Annotated in this window: 24 protein-coding genes; 21 read left to right on the plus strand and 3 right to left on the minus strand. The window is 58.9% G+C overall.

Annotated features, from left to right (window positions below; translation table 11 throughout):
• Positions 1–375 precede the first annotated feature (375 nt).
• The 12 genes from ABIB95_RS26240 to ABIB95_RS26295 all read left to right on the plus strand — a co-directional run bounded on the left by ABIB95_RS26240 (position 376) and on the right by ABIB95_RS26295 (position 11023).
• On the plus strand, positions 376–798 hold the full coding sequence (locus tag ABIB95_RS26240; RefSeq protein ID WP_354243400.1) for a terminase small subunit: 423 nt from the start codon (positions 376–378) through the stop codon (positions 796–798).
• A complete protein-coding gene (locus ABIB95_RS26245; protein ID WP_354243403.1) occupies positions 731–2251 on the plus strand; it encodes a phage terminase large subunit in 1521 nt (506 codons plus the stop codon). Before ABIB95_RS26240 ends, ABIB95_RS26245 begins: the two co-directional genes overlap by 68 nt.
• A 70-nt stretch (positions 2252–2321) precedes the next feature.
• The gene (locus ABIB95_RS26250) at positions 2322–2489 is read left to right on the plus strand and encodes a hypothetical protein (RefSeq protein ID WP_354243406.1); all 168 of its coding nucleotides are present in this window, start codon (positions 2322–2324) and stop codon (positions 2487–2489) included.
• Entirely contained in the window at positions 2489–4489 is a 2001-nt protein-coding gene (locus tag ABIB95_RS26255) for a portal protein (protein WP_354243409.1), read from the plus strand. The genes ABIB95_RS26250 and ABIB95_RS26255 overlap by 1 nt, the downstream gene beginning before the upstream one ends.
• A gap of 103 nt (positions 4490–4592) precedes the next feature.
• Positions 4593–5432 carry a hypothetical protein gene (locus ABIB95_RS26260; RefSeq protein WP_354243411.1) on the plus strand — a complete coding sequence of 280 codons (840 nt, stop codon included), beginning with the start codon at positions 4593–4595 and terminating at the stop codon, positions 5430–5432.
• Positions 5433–5527: 95 nt separating this feature from the next.
• Positions 5528–6724: a phage capsid family protein gene (locus tag ABIB95_RS26265; RefSeq protein ID WP_354243414.1), complete on the plus strand. Its 1197-nt coding sequence runs from the start codon at positions 5528–5530 to the stop codon at positions 6722–6724.
• Between the two features lie 7 nt (positions 6725–6731).
• Positions 6732–7901 carry a phage capsid family protein gene (locus ABIB95_RS26270; protein WP_354243673.1) on the plus strand — a complete coding sequence of 390 codons (1170 nt, stop codon included), beginning with the start codon at positions 6732–6734 and terminating at the stop codon, positions 7899–7901.
• Between the two features lie 62 nt (positions 7902–7963).
• Positions 7964–8374 (plus strand): hypothetical protein, encoded by a 411-nt coding sequence (locus ABIB95_RS26275; RefSeq protein ID WP_354243417.1) that lies wholly within the window; start codon positions 7964–7966, stop codon positions 8372–8374.
• Between the two features lie 56 nt (positions 8375–8430).
• Positions 8431–8760, plus strand: coding sequence for a hypothetical protein (locus tag ABIB95_RS26280; RefSeq protein ID WP_354243420.1), 330 nt, complete (start codon positions 8431–8433; stop codon positions 8758–8760).
• Positions 8761–8816: 56 nt separating this feature from the next.
• On the plus strand, positions 8817–9155 hold the full coding sequence (locus tag ABIB95_RS26285; protein WP_354243422.1) for a hypothetical protein: 339 nt from the start codon (positions 8817–8819) through the stop codon (positions 9153–9155).
• Positions 9156–9569, plus strand: a complete 414-nt coding sequence (locus ABIB95_RS26290; protein WP_354243424.1) for a hypothetical protein — start codon at positions 9156–9158, stop codon at positions 9567–9569.
• Positions 9566–11023, plus strand: a complete 1458-nt coding sequence (locus ABIB95_RS26295; protein ID WP_354243426.1) for a packaged DNA stabilization protein — start codon at positions 9566–9568, stop codon at positions 11021–11023. The genes ABIB95_RS26290 and ABIB95_RS26295 overlap by 4 nt, the downstream gene beginning before the upstream one ends.
• A gap of 289 nt (positions 11024–11312) precedes the next feature.
• Here ABIB95_RS26295 and ABIB95_RS26300 read toward each other — a convergent pair whose 3' ends face one another.
• Positions 11313–11519 carry a helix-turn-helix domain-containing protein gene (locus ABIB95_RS26300; RefSeq protein WP_354243429.1) on the minus strand — a complete coding sequence of 69 codons (207 nt, stop codon included), beginning with the start codon at positions 11517–11519 and terminating at the stop codon, positions 11313–11315.
• 445 nt (positions 11520–11964) lie between these two features.
• On the opposite strand from ABIB95_RS26300, the gene ABIB95_RS26305 reads away from it, so the two are divergent.
• The 9 genes from ABIB95_RS26305 (at position 11965) to ABIB95_RS26345 (ending at position 20751) form a co-directional block, all read left to right on the plus strand.
• Positions 11965–12159 (plus strand): hypothetical protein, encoded by a 195-nt coding sequence (locus ABIB95_RS26305; protein WP_354243431.1) that lies wholly within the window; start codon positions 11965–11967, stop codon positions 12157–12159.
• Positions 12159–12935 carry a hypothetical protein gene (locus ABIB95_RS26310; protein WP_354243434.1) on the plus strand — a complete coding sequence of 259 codons (777 nt, stop codon included), beginning with the start codon at positions 12159–12161 and terminating at the stop codon, positions 12933–12935. The genes ABIB95_RS26305 and ABIB95_RS26310 overlap by 1 nt, the downstream gene beginning before the upstream one ends.
• A 7-nt stretch (positions 12936–12942) precedes the next feature.
• Positions 12943–14550, plus strand: coding sequence for a hypothetical protein (locus tag ABIB95_RS26315; protein WP_354243437.1), 1608 nt, complete (start codon positions 12943–12945; stop codon positions 14548–14550).
• The gene (locus ABIB95_RS26320) at positions 14550–16013 is read left to right on the plus strand and encodes a hypothetical protein (protein ID WP_354243440.1); all 1464 of its coding nucleotides are present in this window, start codon (positions 14550–14552) and stop codon (positions 16011–16013) included. The genes ABIB95_RS26315 and ABIB95_RS26320 overlap by 1 nt, the downstream gene beginning before the upstream one ends.
• A 160-nt stretch (positions 16014–16173) precedes the next feature.
• Entirely contained in the window at positions 16174–17214 is a 1041-nt protein-coding gene (locus ABIB95_RS26325; protein ID WP_354243443.1) for a hypothetical protein, read from the plus strand.
• A 2-nt stretch (positions 17215–17216) separates the two neighbouring features.
• Positions 17217–17558: a hypothetical protein gene (locus ABIB95_RS26330; protein ID WP_354243446.1), complete on the plus strand. Its 342-nt coding sequence runs from the start codon at positions 17217–17219 to the stop codon at positions 17556–17558.
• Complete coding sequence (locus ABIB95_RS26335; RefSeq protein ID WP_354243449.1) at positions 17555–18109, plus strand: hypothetical protein; 555 nt, start codon at positions 17555–17557, stop codon at positions 18107–18109. The genes ABIB95_RS26330 and ABIB95_RS26335 overlap by 4 nt, the downstream gene beginning before the upstream one ends.
• The gene (locus tag ABIB95_RS26340) at positions 18106–19842 is read left to right on the plus strand and encodes a hypothetical protein (RefSeq protein ID WP_354243452.1); all 1737 of its coding nucleotides are present in this window, start codon (positions 18106–18108) and stop codon (positions 19840–19842) included. Before ABIB95_RS26335 ends, ABIB95_RS26340 begins: the two co-directional genes overlap by 4 nt.
• Positions 19843–20751, plus strand: coding sequence for a sialate O-acetylesterase (locus ABIB95_RS26345; RefSeq protein WP_354243454.1), 909 nt, complete (start codon positions 19843–19845; stop codon positions 20749–20751).
• On the opposite strand, the gene ABIB95_RS26350 is transcribed toward ABIB95_RS26345, so the two are convergent.
• Together ABIB95_RS26350 and ABIB95_RS26355 are read right to left on the minus strand one after the other, a co-directional pair.
• Complete coding sequence (locus ABIB95_RS26350) at positions 20748–21326, minus strand: SGNH/GDSL hydrolase family protein (RefSeq protein WP_354243457.1); 579 nt, start codon at positions 21324–21326, stop codon at positions 20748–20750. The two genes, ABIB95_RS26345 and ABIB95_RS26350, sit on opposite strands and share 4 nt — an antisense overlap.
• 48 nt (positions 21327–21374) lie before the next feature.
• Positions 21375–21584 carry a hypothetical protein gene (locus tag ABIB95_RS26355; RefSeq protein ID WP_354243459.1) on the minus strand — a complete coding sequence of 70 codons (210 nt, stop codon included), beginning with the start codon at positions 21582–21584 and terminating at the stop codon, positions 21375–21377.
• Between the last annotated feature and the right edge of the window lie 23 nt (positions 21585–21607).

A 21607-nucleotide genomic window follows, 5' to 3' on the forward strand; every position in this document is an offset into this window, starting at 1 on the left:
CTTCGCCCCGGGCCCGCTCCCCCCAGAGCTATCAAGGTCCGGGGCGCTTTCAATTCCATTCGGAGCAGCCGCCGTTCAACCCGCACCGCTTCCCGTGGTTGGATCTGTGAGCCCCGGCGCGCTGCCTCCGAAGCCAAAGGACAAGATCATGCTCAGCAAACCGACCCTGGAACTGATCGTCTCCGAGATCGTCGCCGGCTACGGCAAGATCATCAAGCGCAAGGGCAAGCTGATCGCAACGAGCTCGCGCTAGTGTTCTTCCCGATCTCCCCCGCATTCGAATACGTCGAGGTTTTGTTCTGGCCGGTTATGACATGCGTCGCCTTCGGGCTCGGCTATATCACTGGCGGCATCGTTCAGCGCGGGTGACGGACAATGCCAGCTCTATCGAATTCCAAATGGGAACGGTTTGCTCAGGAGCTAGCAAAGGGCAAAACGGCCAGCGAGGCTTATGAGTTGGCCGGTTATAAACCGAATGACGGAAACTGCATCCGGCTGAAAGGGAATGAAAGGGTGGTTGCCCGCGTTTCCGAGTTGATGGAAAGGGCGGCAATAAGAGCCGAGATATCCATCGCCAGTATCACCGAGAGCCTGCTTCGGATCGCTGAGAAGGCCGAGAAGCTTGGAGAAGCCTCGGGGCTCAACGTCGCCAAGAGCGCTTGGATGGACGCAGCGAAGGTCAATGGGCTGATTGTGGATCGCGCCGTAACCGAGAACGTGAACACCAATTATGTTGTCTCAGGCGAGCCAATCGACAACGTCGAGGAATGGGAAGCCGAGTACGCTCCCAAGCACTAAGCTTGCTTGGTCGCCTCAGGCTGGCCCGCAAACCGCGCTGGTCAAATGCCCTGCCGATGAAATCTTCTACGGTGGAGCTCGAGGCGGCGGCAAGACCGATGGAATGCTCGGCAAGTTCGCTGTCAAGGCATCTCGGTACGGTGAGCACTGCGTTGGCGTCTTCTTCCGCCGATCGCGCGAGGATCTGAAAGAGGCGATCGAGCGCTCACAGCAGATTTATGGGCCGATCGGCGCCAAGTGGAACGAGCAGAAGAAGTGGTGGCGCTTTCCCAACGGCGCCCGCCTCAAGTTTGAATACCTGGATCGAGACGCTGACGCGGACAACTACCAGGGCCACAACTATACCGATGTTTTCTTTGAGGAGCTGACACACTGGGCTAGCCCGACGCCCGTCAATAAGCTGAGGGCAACGCTTCGATCCGCAACCGGCGTTCCATGTCAGTTTCACGCTACTGGGAATCCGGGCGGTCCTGGACATCAGTGGGTGAAAGCCCGCTACATCTCTCCGGCTCCTCAGGGCTGGAGCTTGATGTGGGAGGATTTCACCAACCCGTTCACGGGCGAGATCGTTCGCAAGAACAGAGTCTTTATCCCGTCGAAACTGAGCGACAACCATTATCTGGGTTCAGGCTACGTTGCTAACCTGTACCAGTCGGGCTCCAAGGAGCTTGTGCGGGCATGGCTCGCGGGCGACTGGGACGTTGTTGAGGGCGCGTTCTTCGATTGCTGGGATGCGTCCAAGCACGTTGTGCGTCCCTTTGAGGTGCCGGAAACCTGGGCGCGGTTTCGCTCGGGTGACTGGGGTTCGGCAAAGCCATTCTCCATTGGATGGTGGGCTGTCGTCGGGGAAAAGTACAGGCTTGAAAGTGGGCTCTGGTTGCCGCGCGGCTGCCTAGTCCGATATCGCGAATGGTACGGCATGAAGCCGGGACAGCCCAATGTCGGGCTCAAACTGCATGCAGATGCGGTCGGCAGGGGCATAGCCGAGCGCGAAGCTAAAGACCCGAAACTTGTCGGTGGCGTTCTGGACCCGGCCGCGTTCAGCGAGGATGGCGGCCCTCCAATCTCCGAGCGCCTTAACGCTGAGCTCATCAAGGCCAAGCTGGTCCCGTTCCGGCCAGCCGACAACAAGCGCGTACCAGGCCGCGGCGCGATGGGTGGTTGGGATCAGGTTCGAGGGCGGCTTGAAGGTGACGATGACGGCCTGCCTATGCTGGTCGTGTTCTCAACCTGCGTTGACTTCATACGAACCTTGCCAGCGCTTCAGCACGATCCGTTGAAGCCTGAGGACGTTGACAGCGACATGGAAGACCACGCGCCAGACGAAGGGCGATACGCCTGCATGTCACGCCCGTGGATTCGTAAGCCTGCGGTCGATGAGAAACCGATGAACCAGAGCGGTTACAAGACTGCATCGGCAGAGCCATCTGACAATTGGAAGGCAGCACTCTAATGGCAGTTCCAGCATATCAGGCACCGTGCCGGCCCAGTGACTACGGCTGGCGCAACGGGAAGCCGGGCAAATGAGCATTTCGCACTGGGGTATCTTCGAAGGGCCTGCGCTGCCGTTGCAGGCGCCTCTTACCTGGATTTGTGAGATAGCGCGGTTGCAGTCGCTGTTGGCGCAGCACGCCAAGCCTGCGGGCAAACTTATTTTGTCTGGCAGGGCTATTCGGATGATCAACGCCTAATGCAGACCCTTCCTGTCCCCACACAGCAGGCCATGCCCGCTGGTCGCGGCTCTGCGCCTGCGATCGACCAGGGGAAGGATGAGGACTATTACGATATCACGCGCCTGCGCCGGCAGTGGAACGACTGGGCCTCTGCAAAAGACGCCGAAGGCCGCGAGATGGTCGAGTCTCGCCACTACTACCACGGCGACCAGTGGACCGAGACGGAGATTGCTGCTTTGCGGCGCCGCAAGCAGCCGGTTGTCACGTCCAACCGCATTGTCCGCAAGATAGACGCGGTCGTGGGGCTGGTCGAGCGGCTGCGGCAAGATCCGAAGGCCTATGCGCGGACGCCTAAGCATGACGAGGGCGCCGAGCTCGCCACGGCCACGCTCCGGTTTGTGCTCGACAACAACGACTGGAAGTCCAAGTCATCCCGCATTGCACGGGCTGGCGGCATCGATGGCATTTCAGGGATTGAATACGATCTTGTCCCCGGAGACGAGGGCGACCCGTCCCTGGAAATGCATATCGCTTATGGTGACGGATTCTTCTACGACCCGCGCTCAGTGGACGAGGGCTTTACCGACGCCCGCTATCTCGGCATAGCCAAGTGGGTTGACCTCGAGCAAGCCAAGGAGATGTTCCCGAAGAAGGCCGATGAGATCGACGGCCTGATGGAGTCGGGCGCGGATCAAACGGCTGTCGTCGAGACCGACCGTTCCCGCAACTGGATCAATACCAACGAGAAAAAGGTTCGCCTGGCGGACCATTGGTACATCCTCGGCGGGAAATGGCGCTGGTGCATGTATATCGGAACGGTGATGCTGAAGCAGGGCATTTCGCCGTTTATCGACGAGAAGGGCAAGACGTTCCCGCGGTATCGGATGTACTCGGCCTCGGTTGACCACGATGGCGACCGCTACGGCTTTGTGCGCAATCTGAAGAGCCCTCAGGACGAGGTCAACCATCGCCGCTCCAAGGCCCTGCATATTCTAAATACCAAGCAGATCATCCTTGAGAAGGGCGCGGTAGACGACATTGAGGTGACGCGCCGTGAACGCGCGCGGCCGGACGGAATTATCGAGAAGAATCCGGGAATGGAGCTAGAGTTTCCGGATGCTACAGTGGATTTCAAAGGCCAACTGGAAATGCTCCAGGAGGCCAAGAACGAAATCGAGAACTTCGGGCCGAACCCGGCATTGATCGGGCAGGGGCTGGAAGATAGCTCTGGCCGCGCCATTCAGTTGTTGCAGCAAGCCGGTATCGCCGAGCTCGGTCCTTACCTATCGGCTTACAAGAATTGGAAGCTGCGGGTCTACCGCGACATCTGGAACATCATCCAGCGCTATTGGACGGCCGAGCGTTGGATTCGCGTGACCGATGATCGGAATGTCGCCCAGTTCTTCCAGATCAACAAGCAGGGACTCGATGAATACGGCCGGCCGGCGATCGTCAACGCAATCGGCTCGCTGGACGTGGATATCATCATCGACGAGGGCCCGGACGCGGTGAACATGCAGGGCGACAGCATGATGGTGCTTCAGTCGCTCGGCCCGCAGTTCGCCGCGCAGTTCCCGGATGTCGTGCTGGAGCTCTCGCCGCTGCCCAACTCGGTCAAGAAGCCGATGCTGGACAAGATCAAGGCAAAGCAGGAAGCCCCGCCGCCGGTTGATCCGAAGGTCGCCGCGCAAGGCCAGCTAAAGCAGATGGAATTGGCGGCTGATGCGCAGGCAACCGTTGCCGACAACAGTCTCGAATGGCGCAAAGCTCAGCTCCAGGCATTGACCCAGATCGAGGTCGCCCGGATTGGCGCCAAGACGGATCAAGACAGCGCGTCCTTGGCGGCCCGCCTGGAGGCCGTCCTTGGCTTCGCGCAGATGAACCATGAACATGCTCAGAACGCGCAGGACCGGGCGCATGAGGCAATCCAGAACGATGCGGAGCGGCGGCAGACCGAGGTTTTAGCCGCTCGGCAGCAGGCCTCAGAGGCGGCTCAGCAGCCGCAGGCGGCCGAATAAAAGAGATCGTTGGCGGCTGACGATATAGCCGCAGGACTACCCCGCCCGCAGGCAGCGACATGCCGGCATACGTGATCGCACGAAACGCGAAGGGTGAATGACCATGAGTGATGTTGACCAAGGACCAAGCGACGACGAACTGTTCAACGAAGCCGTCTCGGATGAAACGCCGGAAGCCCCGGTCGTAGCCGAGCAGGCAGAACAGCCTGTCAGGGATGAAGCTGGCAGGTTCGCCAAGAAGGAAGAGCCGGAAGCGGCTGAAGTGGTTGCAGAGGTGCAGGCTGAAAAGCCTGTCGTCGATGACAACGCTTCGCAAGTTCCCTCATGGCGCGTTCGGGAGATCAACGAGGAAAAGCGGGCGGCACTTGCTGAGTTGGAGACCCTGCGGGCTGAGCGTGCCCAATGGCAGCAGCGCCAGCAGCAGCCCAAGCCTGAGCCCGTCGAAAGGCCGGCCAAGCCTGATCCTCTCCTTGATCCGGAAGGCTACGCCAAAAGCGTCCGCGATGAAATCCGCGAGGAAATCATTAACGAGCGCCGCGAGGAAAGCCTTCAGCGGGCAGCCGAAGCCCATCCTGACGAGTTCAAGGAAGCCTATGCCGCAGCCCGTCAGGCTGTAGACCCGGCCCTCAAGGCCCGGATGCAGTCCAGCCGCGACCCAGGCAAGACGCTCCTCGAATGGCATCGTGACAACAAGGTCAAGGCCGAAGTCGGCCACGATCCGAACGCTTGGCTCGAAAAGAAGCTCGAGGAACGTCTCAATGATCCCGCCTTCCTTCAAAAGGCGATCGAACGTTCCAAGGGTGCAACGCAACTCGCCGATGGTCGCCCCCGTGTAGACCTTCCACCCTCGCTGAACGGCGCAAGCCGCTCCAACGCAGCGCTGAAGTCGTCGACCAATGACGATGTTTCAGACGAAGACCTGTTCCGAGAACTAGCCGGCTGATCTGCTCTAACTGGTTGACGAAAACACCCGCCCTTGTGGCGGGTTTTTCTTTGCCCGTTTGGCGTGAGAGGCCATCAACAGAAAGGTAGCGGCCAATGGCCCTCACTACGAACCACGCCAATAACGAACTGATCAAATTCCGCCGCAATGTCGCGACGGACTTCCTCCGGGCTTCCCGTTTTGACCCCTTCATGGGCTCGGACTCGACCAACCCGATCGTGCGCATGTCCGACCTGGCCGGCGACGGCAAGGAAATCCGCATCCCGCTCGTTACCCAGCTCATCGGCTCGGGCGTCGGCGTCGGTACGCTGGTCGGCAACGAAGAGACGCTGGACAGCTACGGCATGCCCATGTGGGCAGACTGGGCTCGTAACGCGGTTGCGAACAACCGTGCTGCGAACAAGGAGAACTCGTTCTCGGTCCAATCGACCGCGCAGAGCCTGCTTCGTGGCTGGGCCCGTCGTATCGTCCGCGACGATATCGTTGACGCCCTGCTGTCGATCCCGACCTCGCAGATCCAGGCCAACCGCTTCACGTCGCCGGGCAACCGGGTCAACGGCATCAAGTGGTCGGCGGCTACCGCTGCGAACAAGAATGCGTGGGTGACCGCTAACGTCGATCGCGTGGTGTTCGGTTCGGCGATCTCGAACTATTCGACCACCTTCGCGACCGCAGTTGCGAACGTGGACAGCACGAACGACAAGATGACCGCGGCTGTCGGCTCGTTGATGAAGAACGTAGCGCAGCAGACCGGCGTCACCGCCTCCAACCCCGGCGTTTACAACGGCAAGCCCAAGATCACCCCGTTCAGCATCAAGGGCACCAACAACGATCAGGAATGGTATCTCTGCCTCGTCGGTTCGCGCGCCATGCGCGATCTGAAGAACGACCCGACCATGTACCAGGCCAACCGCGATGCGCGCGAGCGTGAGAGCGGCGCCACCAAGAACAACCCGATCTTCACGGGTGGCGGCCTGATCTATGACGGCGTGATCTACCTGGAGATCCCGGAAATCACCCAGCGTCTGCTTCTGTCCGGCGTCGGTGCCTCCTCGATCGATGTCGAGCCCGTCTTCCTGCTCGGCCAGAGCGCCCTTGGCTACGTCATGGGTCAGATGCCCCGTCCGACCCGTCGTGATGAAACCGACTACGATTTCATCAAGGGTATCGGCATCGAGGCTCAGTACGGCGTTGGCAAGATTGCCAAGGCTCCGCTGTCGGTCGGAAGCGCTGCTACGGTCGGTGATTTGATCGATTGGGGCATGGTTTCACACTACGAACCACGCCAATAACGAACTGATCAAATTCCGCCGCAATGTCGCGACGGACTTCCTCCGGGCTTCCCGTTTTGACCCCTTCATGGGCTCGGACTCGACCAACCCGATCGTGCGCATGTCCGACCTGGCCGGCGACGGCAAGGAAATCCGCATCCCGCTCGTTACCCAGCTCATCGGCTCGGGCGTCGGCGTCGGTACGCTGGTCGGCAACGAAGAGACGCTGGACAGCTACGGCATGCCCATGTGGGCAGACTGGGCTCGTAACGCGGTTGCGAACAACCGTGCTGCGAACAAGGAGAACTCGTTCTCGGTCCAATCGACCGCGCAGAGCCTGCTTCGTGGCTGGGCCCGTCGTATCGTCCGCGACGATATCGTTGACGCCCTGCTGTCGATCCCGACCTCGCAGATCCAGGCCAACCGCTTCACGTCGCCGGGCAACCGGGTCAACGGCATCAAGTGGTCGGCGGCTACCGCTGCGAACAAGAATGCGTGGGTGACCGCTAACGTCGATCGCGTGGTGTTCGGTTCGGCGATCTCGAACTATTCGACCACCTTCGCGACCGCAGTTGCGAACGTGGACAGCACGAACGACAAGATGACCGCGGCTGTCGGCTCGTTGATGAAGAACGTAGCGCAGCAGACCGGCGTCACCGCCTCCAACCCCGGCGTTTACAACGGCAAGCCCAAGATCACCCCGTTCAGCATCAAGGGCACCAACAACGATCAGGAATGGTATCTCTGCCTCGTCGGTTCGCGCGCCATGCGCGATCTGAAGAACGACCCGACCATGTACCAGGCCAACCGCGATGCGCGCGAGCGTGAGAGCGGCGCCACCAAGAACAACCCGATCTTCACGGGTGGCGGCCTGATCTATGACGGCGTGATCTACCTGGAGATCCCGGAAATCACCCAGCGTCTGCTTCTGTCCGGCGTCGGTGCCTCCTCGATCGATGTCGAGCCCGTCTTCCTGCTCGGCCAGAGCGCCCTTGGCTACGTCATGGGTCAGATGCCCCGTCCGACCCGTCGTGATGAAACCGACTACGATTTCATCAAGGGTATCGGCATCGAGGCTCAGTACGGCGTTGGCAAGATTGCCAAGGCTCCGCTGTCGGTCGGAAGCGCTGCTACGGTCGGTGATTTGATCGATTGGGGCATGGTTTCGGGCTTCGTCTCCGGCGTCGCGAACGCCTGATCCTCATAGGGCGGCCTTCGGGCCGCTCTTTCCCCCTTTCATCAGACACAAGGAACTGAACTATGGCTTATCGTAAGGATTGGGGCCAGCCTCAGGCGGGTCTTCAGGGCGAAGCTCGTACTCGCAAGGTGTTCGGTCGCACCGTCACCGTCGGTACGGCTGACAACGTAACTGGCAATACCATCGGCGCCTTCATGGTGCCGGCTTGGTTTACCGTGACCGGCATCCTTGGCTCTGCCACGGATATGGATAGCGGTACGGCCATGCTGATCACGATTGGCGACGCAGGCAGCGCCAACCGCTTCGTCACGAGCTTGAATACTCAGGCTGCCGTGACCTCGCTCAGCTTGGCCGCGGCTGGTCTCCTGTACACCTTCGCGACGGACACGGAAGTCCTCATCACGATTGCCACTCAGGCCGGCACGCCGGTTGCGGGCACCGTGACCGCGTATCTCGACGGCTTCGTCAACTAAACGAACCAAGTGCCTGCCGGTCGCGTTGATCGGCAGGCAACCAACTGGAGAGCACTATGCGCAAGGCAACCGCTACCTACAACGCTCCCGAAGGCGACAACAAGGTCGTCGAGATGGGCGGCGTTACGTTCTTCGACGGCCAGTCCATCGATCTCAACACCGATGAGCACGAGCACCTGATCGGCAAGCTTCAGGGCAATCCTCACTTCGACATCGAAGTGGGCGAGGAAGAGCAGAGCGAGAAGCGCTGCCCTGGCCGTCCCAAGAAGCGCGATCTCAAGGCCGGCATCGAGGAAGCCCGCGATCACGACTTCGAGGCTGACCAGCGCGCCGCCGCTGCTCGCAAGCCTACTGAGCCGGCGCCTGCCAAAGCGTCGGCGGAATAACCGCCTATCAGATCCCAAAGGGCCCCTTTCGAGGGGCCTTTTTCTTGTGAGGGCCGATGTCCAAAACCCGCGCTGAGATCCAGAAGAAAGCCCTCGATATCCTTGTCGGGGGCGATGTCGGCGCGAGCATGTCCGATGAGGACGCGACGGCGCTTGATGGATACATCGATAGCGTGGTGGCAGAGATCAACGCGGATGGCACGACCTACATCGGCGATCCCGACGACCTCGACGACGGCCTGTTCCTCACCTTCAGCAAGTTGGTCGCGAACGCGGCCGCGGAAGAGTTTGGCGGGGCTTCCAACGAGCAATTGGCCCAGCAGATGCGCAACCGCATTCGCGTCATCACTCGCCAGACGCCCGGTTATGGTCCTCAGAGCGTGGAATATTTCTAAGTGGCAGGGCTGTACGAAAGCCTTATGGCGGCGCCTCAGCAGACGTTCGCCAATAATCAGCAATATGCCGCCGTGCCCGGTCAGTTGAACTACGACACGAAGCTCCCGCAGATGGATGAGTTTCAGTTTCGGCAGTGGCTGGCTGACAAGAAGGTTCCGTTTAACGCAGATGCGAGCGGACAAGATTACGACATGCGCGGGTACTGGCAGGGGCTGATGCAGCAGAATCCGCGTGCCACGTCAGGAATGAATGCGAACGACGGTCGTCTGCATTTCTCGGACTATTGGAAAACGCCTTATCATCAATCGTTCTCAAACGAGAGCAAGTATGCGTCTCCGAACGCGCCGCAATGGGTCAACGATAGTCAATTGGCCGCCCCAAATGGGCGCATTGTGTTTGACGAGCGGCGATGACTAGCAAGGGCGGATCGATCCACATACCGTTCCCTTTGAGCTCGTCGCCGGGGGCATCAGGGCAGGAGAGCGCGGGCCGTCTGATCAATTGCTATGCGGAACCGCTCGGCAAGGATATCGGTGCACAGAAGGGCTTTACCCCGCCGCAAGTCGTCTGGCGCAAGAGCCCTGGTCTGCCGCAGTTCTGCGCATCTGCCCTGACCGGATTCCGCGGCGGCTTGCTGGTTGGCAGCGCGCTCTACACGGCATGGAGCGGGAAGGCGGCCACTTACACCTCAGGAGGCGTTGAGGCCGTCCTGACCGGCACGCTCAACGGCACGGAGAAGGTGTTCTGGGCTCGCAACAACAAGAGCCCGACGCCTGATGTGGTGTGCGTCGCTCCGGGCACGGGCGCGTTCTCGGTCTCGTCGAGCGCGGTGATATCGTTTGCTGATCCTAACATTGGCACGCCCAACAGCGTGTTCGATATGGATGGCTTTTTCATCTTCACCTATGGCGACGGCACCATCCAAGCGTCGGGCCTGAATGCAGTCACGATCAACACGCTCGACAAGACGAAGGAGCAGGCAAAGCCCGGAGGTCTAACGCGCGGCCTTCGGTTCAACGGCCAAGCTTACGTCTGGGGGCCGACCTTCGGCGCTGTTTATTCGAACACAGCACAGCCAACCGGCTTCCCGTTCACACGCTCCTATGTGATCCAGCGCGGCTTGCTCAGCCCGTATGCGGTGGCAGGGCACGAGGATGGGTTCGGGTCGGCACTGATCTGGGTTGCGGACGACAATAGCGTTGTGCAGCACAACGGCACGCCGAACCCGCTGAAGATATCGCCGCCGGATCTGGATCGGTTGATCGCCGCGGTGACTGACAAGACCACGCTGGAGGCCAGCGTCTACATTTCGCAGGGGCATCCGAAATGGGTGCTCTCTTGCCCGGCGTTTACCTGGGAATTCGACCTCGGAAGCCAGAAGTGGAACGAGCGCGCGAGCTACCAGCAAGCACGGTGGCGGGCGATCAGTGGCGTCTCTGCCTTTGGGAAGTGGATCACGGGCGACACGCAGGGCGGCCGGCTGCTCTATGTCAGTGAGCAATCATATGACGAAAAGGGCAACCCTCTCCAGTTCCAAATCGAAAGCGGGCCGGTCCTGAACTTCCCGAACCGGACGAAGGTTGCTCGAGCAGATTTCAATTTCGTGGTTGGAGTCGGGCAGGCGACGGGGCAAGACCCGATCGCAACGGACCCCAGCGTCGGCATCTCTTGGACGGATGACGGCGGCATTACCTGGAGTCAGGAGTTCGTTCGAAAGCTTGGCCGGCAGGCAACACCACAGCGGATCACGATGCTGCGCACGGGGATGAGTGGCGTTCAAGGGCGGCGATGGCGGCTCAAGGTTACTGATCCGGTCTATGTCGCGTTCATGGGCGCGACGCAGGACACGGCATTGAGGAACCACTGATCATAACATTGCCTGGGTTATGATCAGTTTTGATCACCAACCTGCAAGGAAAGCTTGCAGGTTCAACCTGTGCAAAAAATGCACAGGTTGAACCTTACTTGGATATTGGAAAGCTGAGACCCGGGGCTTCACCAAAATCCTTTAGCGCTATGCCTAACGGTCCTTCCGTCTCATGACGGATGGTAGATCTAGCAATCTCGAACTCAGCCATCCCGCCGTAACCGGCACCTTCGATGGACTCTAGGAAGTGGAGAACTTGCCTCATGGCGTCATGGCGATCAATCATGGCCTACTCCTCGTCCTCGATATCGTCAGACGTATCAAGGCACATAAGGTTTTCAGCCCACTTATGAAGGTCAGAGACCAAAATCATCGTTCTCTTGCCTACCTTCTTGGCCGGGAGCCTGTTTGATTTTATCTCCTCTCTAAGCTTGGTTAGTCCAATGCCAACGGCTTGGCAGGCTTCGTGCACGCTGTAGGCGATCCTATCAACCATTCGGTATTTCCTCCTTATAAATGTGCAAATGCTCGGCGCCCTTCATAATTTGGGATTCCGACGTAGATCGAACGAGAGGCCCGATCTTGGCCGTGATCCAAGTATCAAGGTCTTCTTTGGCGTATAGCGGCCATCTGCCAGCAAGACGAAACGAAGGACCGCCGCCTACGCAGGCATATTTTGCTAGAGTTTTTGGCGAGCACGGATAGTTCCAAGTAGTCTGGATGTACTCAGCTGCTTCTTGGCGTCGCAACATGCGGCGGTGCGGAGAAGTGCTCATTCGTGATCCTCATGAGTGTTCAAGATTGAAGCATCCCACTCAATCATATTCGCGCGGAATCGGGAATAGCGAAGTTGTTGAAGTTGCGAGTTTTGCGGAGTTTGTGCGCACTATTGATTTTCTCGAACTGGCCAGTACGGGAAAAGCTGAGAGGATGAACCACTGATGTCTGCTTTTCCCGGAAAAGACGTTCCTGTCATCGATCAGGCGACGGGGACGATGAGCCAGACCTGGTACGACTGGTTTCAGTTTCATCAGAAGCTCGCTCAATTGCCTGACGTTTCAACGACGGCGCCGACCAACGGTCAGGTGCTGATTTACAACGACACGACTAAGCTTTGGACGCCGGGAGCCAACTGATGGGCCTGTTCGATCTCTTTTCAAATGATACCGCCGAGAAGGCGCGAGATATGGCTAACGCTGGCGCAACGGCTGGATATAATCAGCTGTCTGATCAATATGGGCAGGGTCGAAGCGCGCTCACGAGCAACTACGGCGACGCGAAGAACCTGTACAGCGGCCTGATCAACTCGACTGGCGCAGGCGCAAAAGCCTATGGCGATGCCAGCGGAGCGAACGGCGTTGCTGGACTTCAGTCGGCCATGGACACGTTCAAGAACAGTGGACAGTACGGCAACTATGGTTTCACGCTTGGCCAAGGCCTTCAGGCTCTGGATCGAACCCATGCCGCTGCCGGAAATCTAGCATCAGGCAATGCCGATACTGATACACTTAACTACGCGACTGGCCTCGCGAACAATACCTACAACAGCTATCTCTCAGGCTTGCAGCCATACCTTGGTGCGAACTCAAGCGCAGTTTCTGGTGCGGCTGGAGTTGATACCGGGCTCGGAAATGCATTGAACTCGTCCTACACCAACCAGGGCAACGCTGCGAACACCACTCAGACCACGATCGGCAACAACAATGCTGCGGCCGAGATGAATAACTACAAGGTCGGCGCAAACCAGTTGAATGCGCTCATGGGGATTGGGAGCTTGGCGTCTGGCGCCATTGGGGGCGCCGGTGGGCTGGGCGGGCTAACGGGCGGCTTTGGTGGCTCAGGATTCAGCCTCGGCCCGACTTCAGTTGGTGGCGCGCCGGTCAGCGGCGGCCTATTCAGCATGTTCGGTTAGGGATCAAATGGCTGAAGCATCAACATCGTCGTTTGCAAGTCTGCTTGCTAATGCCGCCGATACCAAGGCTGATTTTGACTTCGGCAAGCTCAACAAGAGCTATTGGGAAGGCAAAGATCAGTTCGCCAAGAATGAGCTGCGCGATGCGTTCCGGGATGGCCTCCCGCTAGATGCCAATGGTCAGCCTGATTGGGGCACCATGTCGAAGGTGCTTATCCAAAAGGGCGGCCTCGAACAGGGCGTTGCGGCGGCTAATCTCGATGTCAGCCGGCAGCAGCTTGCTGCAGGGCAGAGGGATAGAGCGCTATACGCTGGAGGTGGCAGCGGCCAGCCAGCCCCTATCGTATCTCCCCCGTCCTCCAACCGAGGCGCATCGGTGGCCGTTGCGGCTCCGCTCAATCGGGGCGGTGAGCAGCCTTCGACTGCCGCCCAGCCGCCGGCCGCCCCGAAAGGTGGAACAACAATTGGTCAATACCTGATGGCGGCAGGCATCCCAAATGACCAAATTGGAACGGCTGGCGCTTCGATTGCGCGTCAGCTCGGCGTTGATGATCCGAATGCTCAGATTGATACGAACGATATTCGGATTCGCAACGTGCTCGTGCCTGCCGTCCAGCAATTGAAGCGGATGGGCATCGGTCAGGTTGTGCAGCAGCAGCCCCAGACGGCGCAGATCGCACCTCCGCAAGCTCCGCAGCCGGCGCAGGCTATTCCTCAGCCACCGCAGCCCCCCGCCACCGCCCAAGTCGCGCCTGACTTCAACTCGCGGTTTAGCGCCGCCAGACCGGGACAGGCGGATGCCGAACTGGCGAGGCTACGGTATCTTTCCGGCAGTACTGACAAGGGAACGGCAGAGGCCGCGCGTGCTGAATTGAAAATCAGACTTGAGGGACAACAGCCTCCCAATGAGGTGAAGTTGTACAATCAGGCTGTAAGCCAAGGCTTCAAAGGTACGTTTGAGGATTGGCAGAACCGCACGGACGAAAACACCACGCAGCGCGATATCCTGACCAAAAGCATCCTGCCACGCATAGATAAGTCGCAGGAAACGGCGACGGCTGCACGGGACGATATTGATTCTATCCATCGGGCGCGTGCTGAGTTGGATAAGCCCGGCGGCATCATCAATGGTGCGTTTGCGGATAAGAGGCTGTTCCTCGCCAAGGCCGCTAATCTTCTTGGCGTTCCGAATGCTGACAAAATCAACAACACAGAGGCTTATGGCGCTGCCATCGGCCAGCGTGTTGCGTCCATGGTCAAGGCTTTCGGTAGCGGAACGGCCATCTCGGATGGCGACCGGCGTTTCGCGGCGGCAATGGCTGGTGGCAATATCGAGTTGGACGAGAAGTCCATGCGTCGCATTCTTGACATCGGCGAGAAGGCCGCGCGGGGCAAGATCGACTATCACAACACCTCTGTTGACAAGGTGGTGAACGCCAACGACGCGCTTAAGCCAGCGCGCGACACCTTCCTTGTGAAAGCTCCTGACGCATATCAAAAGGCGGCAGCACCAGACCCCTATGAAAAAGCCCGCGATGCAATCTCAAAGGGCGCTCCGCGCGATGCGGTCATGCAGCGGCTTCAGAAGGCGGGATTTGACCCGACGAAGCTGTAATGTCTGATCTCGATTTCTCGGACCTTATCCCGTCTCGCTCGTCCCCAACTGCGGCCGGTAGCGGGGATTTGAGTTTTGAAGACCTAGTTCCTCAGAAGTCGAATTTGCCAGCAGCCATAGCCGATGTACCGACAGAGATCAGCAATGCTGCCTCTGAAAATATTGACGCCATGAAGAAGGGTCTTACACCTTCCGGTCAAGGCACTCGCGGTTTTCTGGAGAGATCGGGCGATCTTGCGCGGGGGCTGATCAGCATTCCTGCCCTTGTGGCTTCGCCCATCACCGGGGCTGCCAGGTCGATTGGCGGCCACTTGATGGCTGACGCCGTGCAGGGCTTCGGCGAGAACGTCGTTAACCCCATCTCGGAGAAGATGGGGGGGCAGGCTCAGCACCCAGACCCGAATGCCGTTTACGAGACGGCAAAGGGCGATGTTGACCTCGCGTTATCTGGAGCGCGAGCGGCGGCGCCGAGAGCTCCCGCTGTGGCGACGCCGACCATTCAAGAGCTAAAAGCGGCTTCGAATGCGGCATATTCGTCGCCTGAAGTGGTCGGGCTTGAGTTTAAGCCTGGCGCTCTGAAGGGCTACTCGGATCGGACACAGATTGCGCTCAACAGCGAAGGTTTTGACGACATCGTTGCACCAAAGACTTTCGCGCTGCTTCAGCGCGTGCAGAATTTTCCGCAAGGTGCGACGGTAACGGGCCAGAACGTTAACAGCCTGCGAAAAACGCTGGGAAAACTCGCTGGATCGACTGATCCAACGGAGAAAGCGGCTGCTACTTTCGCAATCGATCATCTCGACGACTTTGTTCCCAAGATTCCGCGCACTGATATCCTGAAGGGTGACGCTGCTGCTGCCTCCGCGCGGCTTGAGGAGGCCCGCGGTAATTGGGCTGCTGCAAAGCAAGCAGAAAAGATGGACAAGCGCATCGCCAAGGCAGAAATGCAGGCTGATGTGTCCAATTCTGGAATGAACGTCGAGAACCGCATTCGTAGCCAAATGGGTAAGATCGCAATCGACGAGCGTGAGGCGCGAGGCTTGACGCCAAGTGAGGTGGCCGACGCGAGAAAGATCGCCGAAGGCAGCAAGACACAAAACGCGTTGCGGGCTACGGGGAACCTGTTGGGTGGGGGGGGCGGCCTTGGCGCCGTAGTTACCGGCATTCCATCTGGTGGCCTTGCGCCGGCCGCTGGATTTGCTCTCAAACTGCTCTCGAACCGGATGACCTTGAAGCAGGCTGAGCGACTGTCTGAGGCAATCCGGATGCGAGCGCCGCTCGCAAGCTCAACGGAGAAATTCGGGCAGGCTTTCGCGAACTACCAAGCTAACAGCAATCCAAGGACTTTGTCTGGTGTCGCGGTGGCAGCGCGCAATCTTTCGAACAACATCAATGAGCCGAACATGAAGGCTTCGATCGCGAACCTTCTGCGTGACCTTCAATCTACTCGTCAGGGTGAATGATGGTCCGTTTTTGCTGGATGAATTCCCGCAGAGACCTGGGACCGGGGTCATATAGATTCCCACCGCGAAGCTTGCGGACGACCGAGAAAATGACCGATCCGACCAATAGGGCCGGCAATCCAACCGCTATAGCTGTCAGCATTTTATAGGGCCTACCCACATGATCAAACGTCTCTGCCTCGCTTTTGCGGGGCTGTTTGCGCTGGCCAGTGTAGCACAGGGCGCTGGGACCGTCCCCGGCTTTTCCCTGGTGCCGCAGTTCGATTTGACGGGGAAACTCGCCCCCGGCTGCAAGCTCTACGTGATCCAGGCCGGCACGGTCTCGACCCCGCAGAATGCCTATCAGGATAGCAGTTTAACGCTGCTCCAGCCGAACCCGATGACGTGCGACGCCGCCGGCCGGTTAGGACAGTGGTTTGTCGCTGACGGGTCGATCAAGCTTCGCCTGACCGACAAGAACGGCGTTCAGATCTTCAACCAAGACGGCCTCTTGGTGGTTGGCGCTTCGTCCGGTGGGGGCGGCGGCTCTCCAGTCGATCCGACGACGATCCTTCAAACAGGAGATCTCAAGGTCTCATACGGTACTGGCGTCCTTTCTGGCTTCGTTCGGGCCAATGGGCGCACGATCGGCTCGGCAACCTCTGGGGCAACCGAGCGGGCGAACGCGGACTGCCAGTCGCTATTCCAGTATCTCTGGGGCGCCGATGCCAACTTGGCCGTAAGCGGCGGGCGCGGCGCATCTGGTGCAGCGGATTGGGCTGCAAACAAGACGATCGCCCTTCCCGACATGCGAGGCCGCGTCATTGCTGGCCTTGACGGGATGGGTAACAGCCTCGCCGGGATCTTGGGCTCCGGGTCCGGCTCGTTCCAGACAAACAGCAATACGCTCGGGTTCAAGGGCGGTGCCGAAGTACATGGGCTGACGCTTGCCCAACTCCCAACGGGGATCACGTCGAGCGGCACACTACCAGTTGCCGGCACAACAAATGCTGCGCTGGCTTTCATAACCTCCAATTCTCAATCAAGTCCTTTCAGTAGCGGAACCGGCGGTGCAACCGCTTGGTTAGCTCAAGGGACTGGCGCAACTGTTCTAACCCAATCCGCTAGCGCATCAGGCACCGTCACGTCGAACAACACTAGCGGCGTGGTACACGACACGATGTCCCCGGCGATGCTCATGACCTACTACGTGAAGCTCTGACCATGAGCATCACCCTCAACTCTTCCGCGACCAACAACGCGGACTGGAAAACACAATTCCAGTTCAACGATGCGGACAGCGGCGACCTGATCGATTTCACGGGCGCAAGCATCGAGATCGATGTGAAGGATTTCGACGGCTGCCGGCGTATCCAGGCGTCTACAGGCAACGGCCTTATTGCAATCGTGAGCACGGGCATTTTCGAACTCGACGTTCCCGCCTCGACGATGGAATGCCTTTGCCCCGGCACCTACCAGATCGGCGGCGTCTACTCGCTGAATGGTGAGACGATCTCTCTGTTTACTGGATCTCTGGCCATCGTGAGCGGGGTTGCGCGGCTGTGACCATTCCTGTCCTGAAGATAAAGGTTCTTCCGAAGTCGACCGTCAAGGGGAAGATGGATGTTCGCTTCCCTGCAAACATCGATGTCGAAAACTTCATTACGATCGTCAGGGCTAACGGCAAATACACATTTGGTATCGACTACACGAAGCTTGATCCAGCAGCCTTTAGCGATCCAGCCGAAACCTTTATTGCTGTTCTAGACGCTGTCTCTGGTACCTACAAGGTCACGACACTTTCAATAGCAGTCAACAGCGTAACTCAAGTTGAACAGCATATCACGGCGGCGGGACCTGTCGCAGTCGTCACCAATGCCGGCATCGTGAGGGTGGATCAAACGTCCGGAGCAGCCATCACTCTCAATCTTCCGGCAGCGGCGAGCAAAAGCTGCCCAGTGCTTATCGCGGATTGGAAGGGCGACGCCGGTACAAACAACATCACCATCGTCCCTGCTGGGGCAGAAAAGATCCAAGGTCAATCGAGTTGGACAATCGCGGGTGACACGGGAAGCGTGTTCCTGCGGCCGATTGCGGGAGTTGGCTACGTCATATGAAATATCTGCATAGACTTGTTGCGGTCGCTTCGGCGGCCATTTTTATTGCCTCCGCGCACGCTCAGAACGCTGGCACAGTAACCAACCATGCATTCGTGCTTGGGAAGGGCGCCGGCACCACGGGCTACACCTCGCTTTTGTGCGGCTCGGCACAGCTCGCGGTTGGCCAGTCTGCGGCTGACCCCATTTGTAAGACGATCACGGGCGACGTCACTTTGTCGGCGGCCGGCGCCGTTACGCTGGCAACGGTCAATTCGAACGTCGGCTCGTTCGGCTCTGCAACGAACTGCACGGCGATCACCGTCAACGCCAAGGGCCTGATCACTGCGGCGTCTGCCACAACCTGCACGCCTGCAATTGGCAGTGTGACGGGGCTCGGGACTGGCGTCGCGACATGGCTTGCAACTCCCTCCAGCGCCAACCTGCGCGCGGCCCTGACCGACGAGACGGGAACGGGGCTCGCCTACTTTCAGGGTGGAGCGCTCGGAACTCCGTCTTCTGCCACGCTCACGAACGCGACGGGGTTGCCTCCTGCTGGCCTAACGACGCAGGGCGCGTACACCTTCCTCGGCAACAACACGGGCAGCGCTGCAAGCCCGACTGCTGTCGATATGGCGGCGCTTACCACCAAGGCCAGTCCTGGCGTCGGCGACTACGTGATGCTATCCGACCAAGCCGCCTCGGGTGCTTGGAAGAAGGCGACCGTCGCCTCTCTTGGCGGTGGCGGTAGCGGCGTCTCATCGCTGAATACCGAGACCGGAGCAATGGTGCAGTGGCCGTCTCCGCAGGGCCGCCTCACCTTAACAAGCAACACACCAGTCATGGCGACGTCAGTCACTGCGGCAACGACGGTCTACTATACCTCCACTGCGGCAGGGAAAAGCGTCCCAATCTACAATGGTTCTGCTGTTGTTGTCCGTCAGCTCTGCGCCGCCGGCACCGCCGGCGCATGTGAACTCTCCGCCGCCCTCGGGTCAAATTGGGCGGCAAGTTCCAACTATGACTGGTTTGTCGGCCTAGACTCCGGAACGCTGCGGCTGTGCTCCGGGCCTGATTGGTCGGCAGGAGCCGTTGCTGGGTCAAATACAGTTGGCGCAAGCACGCGCGGCACTGGGGCTGGATCGACAGACCTTGAAAACCTCGACGGCCTGTTGACGAACAAAAACTCGATGACGTGCCGCTACAACAATACCACGACGTTCACCTGTGCTGTTCATCAATGCACCTATGTCGGATCATCCCGTACGGGCTCTGCTGGTCAGGTGAGCTTTACCTATGGCTCGCAGGGAACGGCAGGCACGTTCTACCTGTGGAACGCATACAACCAAGCACAGATTTGCAGCGCAAGCTCCGACTCAACGGCTAGCTGGGTTTATGGAGTTGCGACGCCACGGCAAGCGAACAACAGTTCGGTAAACCAGTTCAATTTCATGTCTGGCCTTGCATCCGGGTCGGTCGATGCATCACAGACCATATTAGCCCGTCCGGCCTCTGCCTCGGGGGCCCTCGCATATGTTGGTATCGCGCTCAACTCGACATCAACGGTAGATAAGCAAGTCCAGCTAATCAATCCCACGGTGTCTCTATTCAACGCCTCAATCAACGCCAACATCACCTACGGCGGAAGGCTGGGAGCAAACTTCATCGCAGCAATAGAATATGGCGATGGTGTCAACGGGACGACCTATTTCGCCCAGAACTTCATGACGCTTCGTGCCTGCATGGGTATGTAAATGAGGTTCTTGATTGTCGCGGCACTATGCCTTGTCCCTCAACTGTGTAGCGCTCAACAGCGCAGCGCATTGTCTAACGATCCGTTTGTCCTAACGGAGAACTCCAGGGCTGACGCCTGGAATAACAACGCCGGATACTCAGACACAAGCGCGAGAACACTGCGCTCTCTGCAAAGCGTCGATACGAGCAAGAAAAACCTGATCCTCATCACTGCTGGCGACAGCAATATGGCGTCGGTTGGGCCGTCTGCTTACTCGGTCGTCAACACTAGCACCAATGACAATCTTAACGTCTACAACGGGGCAATCTACGGATCGTCAGATCCGATGCTTAGCGCGACATACTTCCCCGCCTACGGTTCCGGTGGGATTTCCGCGCAGGTAGCCGACAAGTTTATCACCGCCGGAACGTTCGATCGCGTGATCGTGGTCCCGCTCGCTGTTGGCGGTTCAACCGCCGCGATGTGGGCTGCTGGTGGCGCCCTATACAACAGAATCCCGGTCGCGATGGCCCGGCTCGCAGCCAGAGGGATTACGCCAAGCACAACGAATTGCACATTCGCTCTGTTGTTCCAGATAGGAGCAAACGATACTGGTGCAGGAACATCTCAGGCGTCGTTTCAGGCGAGCATTACCCAATCCATCGCGAGAGCGCTTGGCGCCGGTTTTTCTGGGCGGATTTTTATCCCGCAATATTCGCGACTGAGCGGCGGCACCAGTGCAACCATAAGGGCCGCGCAATCTGCGCTTATCGATAACGTGACCATCTTTGATGGTGGCGACATTGATGCAATCACGGCCACCGGGTCGAATTTGCAGGCAGATAGCACGCATTTCAGTACGTCGGGCCAGACCGCTGTGGCAACGCAGTACAAGACCAAGATGACTGCAACAGGTGCGCCGTTCTAGCAGTGCATGGCGTGACGGATACTGCCAATCATTGCGCTCATCCAAGGCTTGTATCCTTCGGGCGATAAGTGAATGCCGTCGATAGTTGAGGCTTCGCCACCTGGCCGCAGGTCGATAAATGAAAGCCCCTTGCGTTTCGCGATCAATCGGATGCCCTGATCGAACCGCTCGCCTACGCTGGGAAGCCCGGCAAGTAAGATTGTCCCAGAGTATGAGCCGAGAATATCAATGAAGCGCTCATAGTCTTCGCTGAGGTTTGCGTTAGATGCCAGCGCATCGTTCGTGCCAAGTGCGACCACGATAACAGAAGCCTTGAATGGCGGGATTCCTCTTATGATCGCGCGCAGGTATGAGTTCACGGTAGCTCCACCAACTCCAGCGTTGATGAGGGCGTGACCGCAGACTTCGGCGGGAAGGAGCGCACTTTCGGTGATGCTGTCTCCGATGAGGACGACCGGATCATCGCCGGCCTGAGCCAGTTGGCTCTTGATAACAAACGATCTGACTTCTGCGTGGTCTTGTGCAGCGGCCGGAGCGGTGACGATAGCAAAAATCAATAGGACTGCCCTGATCATGGGCAATTCTTACCACCGCAACCCCTAGCAGAGTCAACCCATGGTAGACTAGGGCTTGAAGCCCTGCCGTTCGACATCTTCGGCGTCTGTTAGAGACCTGTATTCCCATGTCCCGTCAGGCCGGCGGCGACGCATCACCGTGCCGCGCGGGATGGACGTGTACTCGTGCCAGCGGCCGTTGCGGATGTGCTGATAGTGCCACGAGCCAAGGGCGACCAGGAAACCGAGCGGAATGGCGATATTTAGGAATGTCTCCATCGCCGGGACTCCTACCACCTTTA

The organism is Bradyrhizobium sp. LA2.1 (assembly GCF_040547725.1).
GTDB lineage: Bacteria > Pseudomonadota > Alphaproteobacteria > Rhizobiales > Xanthobacteraceae > Bradyrhizobium > Bradyrhizobium barranii.